This window comes from Pseudoalteromonas sp. PAST1, from assembly GCF_021532515.1.
In the GTDB taxonomy this organism is placed as follows: Bacteria; Pseudomonadota; Gammaproteobacteria; order Enterobacterales; family Alteromonadaceae; genus Pseudoalteromonas; species Pseudoalteromonas simplex.
Genome location: NZ_JAKGBH010000083.1, coordinates 1 through 10,401, shown reverse-complemented (window position 1 = coordinate 10,401; position 10,401 = coordinate 1). Strand labels below are relative to the sequence as shown.

General features: G+C 38.5%; 10 protein-coding genes. 7 read left to right on the top strand and 3 right to left on the bottom strand.

What is annotated here, in order from left to right; genetic code table 11:
- Window positions 1-138: 138 nt before the first annotated feature.
- The 3 genes from L1272_RS21990 to L1272_RS21980 all read right to left on the bottom strand — a co-directional run bounded on the left by L1272_RS21990 (window position 139) and on the right by L1272_RS21980 (window position 1,458).
- Window positions 139-546, bottom strand: coding sequence for a MerC family mercury resistance protein (locus tag L1272_RS21990; protein ID WP_235374293.1), 408 nt, complete (start codon window positions 544-546; stop codon window positions 139-141).
- A gap of 102 nt (window positions 547-648) precedes the next feature.
- Window positions 649-1,026 carry a MerR family transcriptional regulator gene (locus L1272_RS21985; protein WP_004588890.1) on the bottom strand — a complete coding sequence of 126 codons (378 nt, stop codon included), beginning with the start codon at window positions 1,024-1,026 and terminating at the stop codon, window positions 649-651.
- Between the two features lie 42 nt (window positions 1,027-1,068).
- A complete protein-coding gene (locus tag L1272_RS21980) occupies window positions 1,069-1,458 on the bottom strand; it encodes a Cd(II)/Pb(II)-responsive transcriptional regulator (RefSeq protein WP_004588889.1) in 390 nt (129 codons plus the stop codon).
- Window positions 1,459-1,535: 77 nt separating this feature from the next.
- Here L1272_RS21980 and L1272_RS21975 point away from each other — a divergent pair, with 77 nt between their 5' ends.
- From L1272_RS21975 to L1272_RS21945, 7 genes are all read left to right on the top strand, one after another.
- Window positions 1,536-2,150: a cation transporter gene (locus tag L1272_RS21975; protein WP_004588888.1), complete on the top strand. Its 615-nt coding sequence runs from the start codon at window positions 1,536-1,538 to the stop codon at window positions 2,148-2,150.
- Window positions 2,151-2,205: 55 nt separating this feature from the next.
- Window positions 2,206-2,937, top strand: coding sequence for a transglutaminase-like domain-containing protein (locus tag L1272_RS21970; RefSeq protein WP_004588887.1), 732 nt, complete (start codon window positions 2,206-2,208; stop codon window positions 2,935-2,937).
- A complete protein-coding gene (locus L1272_RS21965) occupies window positions 2,924-3,826 on the top strand; it encodes a cation diffusion facilitator family transporter (RefSeq protein WP_004588886.1) in 903 nt (300 codons plus the stop codon). Before L1272_RS21970 ends, L1272_RS21965 begins: the two co-directional genes overlap by 14 nt.
- 55 nt (window positions 3,827-3,881) lie before the next feature.
- Entirely contained in the window at window positions 3,882-4,232 is a 351-nt protein-coding gene (locus L1272_RS21960; protein ID WP_199525849.1) for a hypothetical protein, read from the top strand.
- Window positions 4,233-4,315: 83 nt separating this feature from the next.
- Window positions 4,316-5,533, top strand: coding sequence for a TolC family protein (locus L1272_RS21955; RefSeq protein ID WP_008468875.1), 1,218 nt, complete (start codon window positions 4,316-4,318; stop codon window positions 5,531-5,533).
- A 64-nt stretch (window positions 5,534-5,597) separates the two neighbouring features.
- Window positions 5,598-6,854 (top strand): efflux RND transporter periplasmic adaptor subunit, encoded by a 1,257-nt coding sequence (locus L1272_RS21950; RefSeq protein WP_055022223.1) that lies wholly within the window; start codon window positions 5,598-5,600, stop codon window positions 6,852-6,854.
- Window positions 6,855-6,865: 11 nt separating this feature from the next.
- Window positions 6,866-10,066 (top strand): efflux RND transporter permease subunit, encoded by a 3,201-nt coding sequence (locus L1272_RS21945; protein ID WP_055022222.1) that lies wholly within the window; start codon window positions 6,866-6,868, stop codon window positions 10,064-10,066.
- Window positions 10,067-10,401: the final 335 nt, after the last annotated feature.

Below are 10,401 nucleotides of genomic sequence, written 5' to 3'. Positions count from 1 at the left end.
AACCTTCGTTACATTGTCAGAGCCGCTACTTTATTCAGGCTCCTAGGATCATCTGGTGATACAGATGGTTCACTCATTAAGCGGTGAACAGCGCTTCATACGACTTCACGTCGCACGCCCCAAAACGTGTTAACGTAATTACTCTATAGGTCGGCTTTGAGCGAAAAGCAGACATTGACCGTTAATCGTTTCAACGACGGCAATTAGCCATACGTTGCATGTTTGCTCCCTTACTGGTTTTACGATATCCAAAACCGACATAACGACCATTAAGCAAATACCAAAGTAAAATAGGTATGTGCTCCAATCATATAGCCAAAGAGGATAAAGCGTTAATAGCACTGCTACAGGCCCTAGAATGCTGAAGACAGCTCTGGTATGGTTTTTATTTTTGTGCCAGTTGTATAAGTTTACCAATAGTTCCAAAGATGCAAAAATAGGTAAAAGCGTATTTACAGCTATTCCTTCGAAGTGAGAGAAGAAGCCTAGTCCTAATGCCGATGCAAGTGACCTTAATGCAGGGAGGCAGGCCGTGCCGCTAGCCAAACGCCACTAGAGCCTACTCTGTCTAATATTTTATTTATCATTTGAAAGTCTATTGGTTGATATTACCATCATTCTAAACTCCGTATACAAGTACGGAGTCAATCATTTTAATGAGTCAATTATGGGGCAATGTGTTGGATCTTCGTTTTGCATACAGGTATTTGTCATACCCACAATTACTTTCTCTAAACGTTGAAGGTCATTAATTTTATCTCGAATGATTGCTAACTTTTGTCGGTTTAATAGCTCAACTTGAGCGCAGTTGCTGTCCATAGACATTAGCGATTTTATTTCTCTTAACGTAAAGCCGAGCGCTTTGGCTTTTGTGATAAACCTAAGTTGTCCTGCTATTGATTCGTCATATTGTCTATAACCAGATATTGGTTTTTCAGGTTGTGTAATCAGTCCTTCTCGTTCATAAAAACGAATGGTTTCTACATTTAAATTTAATGATTGTGCTAATTTGCCAATGGTTTTCATTATTGCCTTTGTGAATACTACTAATCTAAAGTTATATTTAGTTCAACTATCTAATGACTTGATAATGCCACAGACTTCAATTGTACCGTCAGACCCGCAAGAGCTTGCCATTAGTTTTAACTCTTTTTTGAGTGCATTCAATTCCTTCATTCGTTGATTAACTAAAGTTAGTTGCCGATCAATTAATGCATTTACACTAGAGCAACTCTCCTCTGGCTTGTTTTTTAATTCAATGAGTCGCTTAATATCATTAAGCGGAATATCTAAACTTCGACAATGCTTTACGAACTCTAGCTCTTTAAATGCCTTATTAGAATACAACCTGAAATTCCCTTCAGTGCGATCAGGATCTGACAGCAAGCCCTCCTTTTCATAATATCGGATGGTTTGTACTGAATACCCCGATGTTTTCGATAACTCACCAATTTTCATAAAATTTCCAAATAAACTTGACCCTATAGTCACTATAGGATTTATAGTTAGAGCATACAAGTTAATCGGAGATGAAAATGAGCGATTGTGGGTGTGAAGTTGAGCTAAAAGATAACCAGCAAAAAACGGTGCTTTATTGGCTTCTGGCTATCAATGCCTCGATGTTTGTTTTTGAAATTGGCTTTGGTTGGTTATCAGAATCAACGGCTTTAATTGCAGATTCGTTAGACATGCTAGCGGATGCAATCGTCTATGCAATTGCACTATACGCGGTGGGAAAGTCAATCCAACATAAGGCTAATGCTGCTTTAGTGAGTGGCTATTTCCAACTGGGGTTAGGCGTGCTAATTCTAATGGATATTGCTAGAAGGCTGTATGGTGAAAGTGAGCCTCACTCTTGGTTTATGATTGGCGTAGGCATGGTTGCTTTAGTTGCAAATGTGATTTGTCTCATCCTTATTCGAAAGCACAACAACGATGAAGTACATATGAGAGCTAGCTGGATATTTTCAGCGAATGATGTAATTGCAAATCTTGGTGTCGTTATCGCAGGCATACTCGTTATGGTGCTGAAACAGCGTTGGCCTGATATCGTCATTGGTAGCATCATTTCAATGTTAATTCTTCGAGGCGCTTACCGAATACTAAGCGATGCTAAACAAGAATTAGCTGTTGCTGAGAAAACACGTTAAACACCAAATGAAGATAAACAATCAACCTTTGGTTGTTCAAAGTAAGGAAACATCAATGAATAGCAAATATCTAGAAAAAACCAAGATAGTAAATTTTGAACACTCTACAATTCAATCATTAATTTCTGAGCGTAATTGGCAAGAACTCGATGACTTCAACAAAATTGGTGCAGCCTACCAATTTGTTAAAGATGAAATATTATTTGGTTACAATGAGAGTGATGATATTTCAGCAAGCAGTGTTTTAGCCGATGGTTACGGACAATGCAATACCAAGGGTAACTTGCTGATGGCTTTGTTACGAGGATTAGGTATTCAATGTCGTTTTCACGGCTTTACTATTGAGCAGCGATTACAAAAAGGAGCTATTCCAACTTATGTATTTTGGTTAGCACCTAAATATATCATTCATAGTTGGATTGAAGTTTATTTCAAGGATCGTTGGATAAACTTAGAAGGCTTTATATTAGATGAACAATATTTAAGTTCACTACAGCACAAATTTAGTCAAATAAAAAACGAATTTTGTGGTTATGGTGTTGCAACAAAGTGTTTCTCTTCGCCAGATACAGATTGGCGTGGTCAAGATACCTATATACAAAAAGAAGGTATTCATGATGATTTTGGTGTTTATAATTCCCCTGATGAGTTTTATCTCGAAAAAGGAACTAACTTATCAGGAATCAAACGTTGGATGTATCAACGAGTGATCCGTCACTTTATCAATTTTAACGTAGTCAATGTAAGAAATTTAAAAGTTCTTGAGGTGGAAAATGCACAATCATAGCCATAGCCATTCGCATGGAAAAGACGACCGTATAGGTTGGACATTTTTCCTTAATGTTTCATTTACTATTATCGAATTTATTGGTGGTTGGCTAACCAACAGTACCGCTATTATGGCTGATGCTGTACATGACCTGGGTGACAGTTTATCTATAGGATTCGCTTGGATACTGAGTCGTTTCTCGGATAAAGAAGCATCCGATAGATTTAGCTATGGCTATCGTCGTCTTACCCTGTTTGGCGCATTAATTAACAGTATTGTATTAGTTATTGGTTCTGTCTGGGTGCTATTTGAAGCAATACCAAGATTATCTAATCCTGAAATGCCAATGGCTGAAGGAATGTTGGGTCTTGCATTACTTGGGGTTGCTGTTAATGGGTATGCAGTATTTAAACTAAAAGCGGGTAAAACGCTGAACGAAAAAGTACTTACGTGGCATTTGCTTGAAGACGTACTTGGCTGGGTTGCAGTCCTAATTGTTTCTATCGTGCTGCTTTTTGTAGATCTACCAATATTAGATCCTTTGCTTTCTATAGGCTTTACACTGTTTATATTGTTTAACGTTTTGAAAAACCTGAAAACAACATTGGCACTATTTCTTCAAGCTACACCTGATGAAGAAGTGCAGAATAATATTGAAAAAGCGATAAAGGCTATACCTGAAATTAATGGGATTCATCATATGCACTTTTGGTCATTAGACGGGGAAAGTCACGTATTAACTGCTCACCTAGAGTTAGCCCATAACTTTGAGGTTGATAAATTAATTAGGCTAAAACAACAAGTGGCTAAGGAACTTTCTTCTTATAATTTATCTCATACAACCATTGAGTTTGAGTTTCCTCAAGAAACTTGCCGTGACGAGCATGAAAAACATGCGCATGGCTAGTTTAGAAAACCTTTTTTTGATATTATAATTTTTCATATTTAAGTAGGTGTTTATTTTGAAATTCAATGTTGCGTTAAAAATACTATTAGTCGTTTCGATTGTTTTGCAATCGTTAACTGCTGTTGTATCCGCAACACCTGAGAATCACCAAATAGATATAGAGCACCTTCAAATTCAACATGATCATGCAGATGATCGAAATGTCTCAAATGATAATGTAGGTGATGAGCAGCATAATGAAAAAGATTGTCATCACTGCGGACATTGCAGTGGCAGCCACTTATCTTGGATTTTAGTCAGTAATTCAAATACCACGGGCAAACTAAACATTATCAATAAAACGCCTTATCAAATTGATCAAACAAGTACCTTTCATGAAGCGATACTTCGTCCGCCTATTTCTTAATTAGATTAATTTTTAATGACCTATTTATCCTTTAATAATGGATAAAGGTTTCGTGTTTATTAATTTTAAAATTAAGAATTTTTATGTATATATATTTAAAAAATGCAGGTTTAGTCCTGTCTTTATGTATGGCTGTGAGTTTTTCAGTTGCCACTTATGCCAAACAGAAAAGTATTTCATGGCTAGATAGTCAAATAAATAAAGATCCCGAAGTTGTTGCGGCTAAAGAGTTACTTAATGCAAGTAATCATAGAGCCAAGAGCTTAACTAAAGCCGTATATAACCCAGAGCTTGAAGCAAGCTATGAAAAAGAGGGTGATTTTGATAATTATTCTATTGGTATCAGTCAAACGATTGATTTTTGGGATAAGCAATCAGCAAATAAAAGCATTGGTGAAATTGGTGTTTATGCAAACCAGCAACAATTGTTATCTCTACTCGATTCTAAAAAGGCTAACGCTTTAACTGCAATAGTTAATTGGCAAGCAGCAAAAAAGGTGGCTCAGTTACTTTCAGTAAGAGAAAATCAATTACAAACGCTCGTTGGAATTATTGAAGATAAGCGAAAAGCAGGACTTTTAGAGCCACTTGACGCTGAACTGGTTTATTTAAACTTGTCCCAAGTTTTCAGTGAAATATCTGAGTCGCAAATTGCTTTGAAAAATGCAGAGGTAAATGTTCAGGAGTTATTGCCTGATTGGACGCCTAATACTACCAATTTGTTTTCATTTACTTTTGGAGCAACAAACTATTCATTTAACTCTCAGTGGGTTGAGGAACATCCAAAAGTTAAACTCGCTAGAGCGCAATGGAAGATAAAACAATCTAAAGCTCAACTAACCACTATGGAATCTAAAGCCAATCCAACCATTGGAGTTAACGCAGGGAAAAGTGGAGATGAAGACTTGATTGGCGTGACTTTCTCAATGCCTTTAAATATCAGAAATAACTATTCAGATACTGTTAAAGCCGCTTATTCAGAAGCAATTGCAGCAGAGGCTAACTTTCGGTCGGTTTATCGAAAGCAGTCATTTGAAGCAAAAGCTAATTATGAATCGCTTATTGTCAGTAAAAAATATTATGAGCAATGGCAAAAACTGACAAAAGGCAGATTAGATAGCAGCGAAAACTTATTAAATAAGCGCTGGGAAGCTGGTGACATTAATACTTCTGACTACTTACTTGCATTAAATCAACGTGCGGAAGGGCTTCATGCAGGAATACGTTTGGAAAATCAATTCAAGCTTGCAGAAATATCCTTCATTTTAAGTATGGGTCAGTTATCCAAATTTGAGATTTGAGCGCTTTGTTTTTTCAGTAGCGAAAAACGAAATCTTAAATTTATTAAAAATATAGGTTACAAAAATGAATACAGTAATTAGTAAAAAATTTTTAGCCGTAGTAATTAGCTGCCTGTTAGTTGGGTTTACTACAAATCATGATGCTTTTGCACAGTCGTCAGATGGAACTGGTTCTGTCACAAACGTTTCGAAACAAGAAGAAAAAGAACATCAAGATGAGCATGAACACGAAAAGGGACATGAAGAAGATAAAGGTGACCATGACGAGCACGGCCATGAAGGTGGTAATAAAGAGGGAGAAGAAGGACATGAAGAAGGTATCACTATTGATCCAAAGAAGATGTCGCTTGCTAACATTAAAGTGGAAAGTGTTAAGCCTGAATATCAATTTAGCACCGTATATGCACCAGGCGAAATAAAAGCTAATGGCTATAAAAGTTATGTGGTATCGCCACGTACAGAGTCAGTCATTATTAGTCGCCATGCAGCGCTTGGAGAGCATGTAGAAATAGGTCAGAAGTTAGTTACATTATTTAGTGAAGCAATGGCACAAGCACAGGCTGACTATTTAATCGCTTCAACCGAATGGCAACGTGTGAAAAAGCTGGGTAACAAGACGGTGAGTGAAAGTAGATTATTACAAGCAGAGACTACATACAATGCGAGTTACGGGAAGCTTATTGCTTTAGGGTTAACTGAAAAAGCAATAGATGGCATTTCTAACAAAGACATAAAAGCGTTTGGGCAATATACATTAATTGCTCAGCGTGAAGGGGTTGTACTTCAAGACGATTTTATCCAAGGGCAACGTGTTGATGCTGGTGATTCAGTAATGTTGTTAGCAGATGAAAAACAACTATGGGTTGAAGCAAAAGTTTCTCCAAATAAAAAGCTAAATTTATCAATTGATTCTCCTGCGGTACTTAAATTAGAAGGCCAGAGTTACAATGCCAAAGTTATCCAAGAAGCCCATACAATTGACCCTATTACTCGTACTCGAATTATTAGGTTAGGAGTAGATAATTCGGATGATAATCTTCATTCAGGCATGTTTGTAAAAGTTTACTTTCAGTTTGCCACAAAGCAGAAAGTGATGGCTGTGCCAGAAGAAGCATTGATCCGCAGCGCAGATGGTGATTGGACAGTATTTGTCGAAGACCACCCTGGAGAATTTAAAGCTGTAGAAATAGAACTAGGCCGAGCCTTAGGTGGTTTTAGAGAAATCATTGGCCTTGATAGTGGAACGCGAATTGTAACTAAAGGCGCATTTTTTGTTGCGTCTGAAATCGCTAAAGGCGGATTTGATCCGCACAACCACTAGGGAGCAAGACTATGTTTAATAAAATAATAGATTGGTCTGTTAATAATAGACTCCTGATTTTGATTGCGCTGTTTGCCACTATGGTTGGTGCAGTTATGGTGATCCCAAAATTAAATTTGGATGCCTTTCCTGATGTTACTAATGTTCAAGTTGCTGTAAATACTGAAGCGCCAGGACTGGCTGCTGAAGAAGTTGAACAACTCATTACGTACCCCATTGAAGCGGTAATGTATGCCCTACCTGATGTAGAACAAGTGCGCTCAATTTCTAAAACAGGCTTGTCTGGCGTTACGGTTGTTTTCAAAGAAGGCACCGACATTTACTTTGCAAGACAACTCGTATTTGAGCGTCTTCAAGCCGCAAAAGAACTGATACCAGAAGGTGTTGGGACACCCGAAATGGGACCAAACACCTCTGGGCTGGGCCAAGTATTTCAGTATCTTCTTATTTCAGATAAAGGTGCAGGTTATGATGCTATGGCGCTTCGAAGCCTTAACGATTGGATTGTTAAGTTACTCGTTATGCCTGTCGATGGAGTCACTGATGTATTATCTTTTGGTGGTAATGTTAGGCAATACCAAGTCAATGTCGATCCATCTAAGCTCTTAGCATATGAACTAACGCAAGAAGACGTTGTTGGTGCCCTAGATAACAACAATGCGAATGTTGGCGGATGGTACATGAACCGTGGGCAAGAGCAGCTTGTGATTAGAGGCACAGGCTGGTTTGAGAGTGGTGAGGCTGGCATCAGTAATATCAAACAAGTTCCCGTTAAAACAGTAGATGGTACGGTTGTTACGGTTTCAGATATTGCTAAAGTTGAAATGGGCAGTGAAATTCGTCAAGGTGCTGTCACCATGACGCGCAAAACCGAAGACGGTAAAGTCGAAAATTTAGGCGAAGTTGTCTCTGGCATTGTCTTAAAACGCATGGGTTCAAATACTAAAGCCACCATTGATGGTATCAATGCAAGAATTCCATTAATTAATCAAGCATTGCCAAAAGGTGTTCGCTTTGAGCCTTTTTATGATCAGGCTGATTTGATTGAAAAAGCGGTAAATACAGTGGTTGATGCACTATTACTAGCATTTATTTTCATCTGTATTGTATTAGCACTATTTTTAATGAATTTACGTGCAACCTTCTTGGTATTAATATCTATTCCAATTTCAATTGGTATCGCGTTAATGATCATGGCTTGGTGGGGCATTTCTGCAAACCTTATGTCACTGGGTGGCATAGCGGTCGCTATTGGTATGCTTGTAGATGGCTCAGTGGTTATGGTTGAAAATATGTTTAAACATTTAAATAGACCTGACGCGACACATTCGAAATCGGTAAAGGAACGTGTTCCAACTTCTGACGCAGATCCGCACGATGTAGAACACGATGAGCACGGCATTAAATTACGTCTGCAAAATGCAGGTAAAGAAGTGGCTCGTCCCGTCTTTTTTGCTGCCTCGATTATTTTAGTCGTATTTGCGCCATTGTTCAGCTTTGAAGGGGTTGAAGCAAAGTTATTCCAACCTATGGCAATAAGCATCATCTTAGCCGTTGTATCTGCGATTGTGGTTGCGTTGTTTATCGTACCTGCACTGGCAACTTATTTATTTAAGTCAGGTGTAAAAGAGAGGGAAAGCTTTGTTCTTAGGCCATTAGACAAACTCTACAGAAAAGGGCTTACATTCGCACTAAAACGCACCAAGTTAGTCATTTCAGCCGCACTTATATTAGTTTTCTCTGCCTTTGCATTAGTTCCATTAATTGGTACTGAATTTGTACCTGAGTTAGAAGAAGGGACGATAAACTTAAGAGCAACGCTGGCACCTTCTTCCAGTTTAGATACCGCGCTCACTGTGGCACCAATTCTAGAAGAAAAACTAATGGCTTTTCCTGAAGTAACCTATGCATTAAGCCGAATTGGTCGAGCCGAAATAGGTGGAGATCCAGAGCCTGTGAATAACATAGAAATTTACATAGGGTTGAAGCCTGTTTCTGAGTGGACCAGTGCATCTAATCGATATGAACTTCAAGGGAAAATGGAGAGATCTTTAGAGGAGTTTCCTGGCTTACTACTAAACTTTTCTCAACCTATTGCGACTCGTGTTGATGAGTTACTATCTGGCGTAAAAGCTCAGTTGGCGATAAAGTTATTTGGCCCTGAGTTAGACGTTTTAGCAGCTAAAGGACAAGAGATCGAAGCGGCTATAAAGAGTGTTGATGGTGCAAGAGATGTTGCTCTTGAGCAAATTGCAGGTGAAGCGCAACTTGTCGTAAAACCTAATAGGCAAGAGCTATCGCGCTTTGGACTTTCAGTTGTTGATATAATGGAAGTTGTGCGAGATGGTATTGGAGGGGTTGAAGCTGGACAAATCATCAAAGGCAATGAACGTTATGATATTTACGTGCGTATTGAAGAAGAGTACCGACAAAATAAGGAAGCTATTTCAGATATTCGAATTCAGTCACCAACAGGCGCCTGGGTACGCTTAGGTGATGTTGCAACTGTTTCATTTGAATCAGGTCCTCCTCAAGTAAGGCGCGATGATGTTCAAAGGCGTGTCGTTATTCAAGCAAACGTTCAGAATAGAGATATGGGTAGTGTAGTAGCCGACATCAGAAAAGTTATTGCTGAGAAAGTTGACCTACCTTCAGGTTACTCGGTAGCAATAGGTGGCCAATTCGAAAGCCAGCAGCGTGCTCAAAGCAGACTAGCTATCGTTGTACCTCTATCTTTAGCGCTAATTGCATTGTTACTTTACTTTGCTTTTGGCTCTGTTGGTCAAGCTATGCTGATATTGGTCAACGTGCCGCTTGCTGTAATTGGCGGAGTTTTCTCCTTATATTTATCTGGACAATACTTGTCTGTACCAAGCTCCGTTGGCTTTATTACCTTATTTGGTGTAGCGGTATTGAATGGGGTCGTTATGGTAGAAAGTATCAACCAACGTATTAAAGACGGTCTAGAAGCATCTAAAGCCGTTTTTGAAGGCGCTACTTCAAGATTAAGACCTGTACTTATGACTGCTATAACATCAGCTTTAGGTTTGATACCGATGTTAATGTCTAATGGTGTTGGTGCAGAAATACAGCGCCCATTAGCGAGTGTTATTGTTGGCGGCTTGGTAACTGCAACACTGTTAACATTATTTGTTTTACCTGTTTTATATCGCTGGTTTTCAGAGAAAAAAATAAAAGAGCTATCCAGATAAAATTACTGTGAACTCTAACCCCACGCTAAAGTCACGTTTAGCGTGGGGTTATTGAGTAGATGAACGAAAAGAAAGATTAGATTTAACAATAAACTAATAGTCATGACTGCTTTGTCGGAATATTTGTCGTTAAACAGGCCAAAGCTAACTTCCGCTTTCGTATCTTTGCAGTCTTAATCTCTATGTGTCTCAAGGTCGGATTATGGCACAGACTGTGTGAAAACTCTGATCACCTTTTGGTCTAAGTATGTTCTGCTTATGATCTATTAATCTATACATTTAGTTCACTTAATATACTGATATTTATATAATTAGACTATTGATTCAGTTGAGGG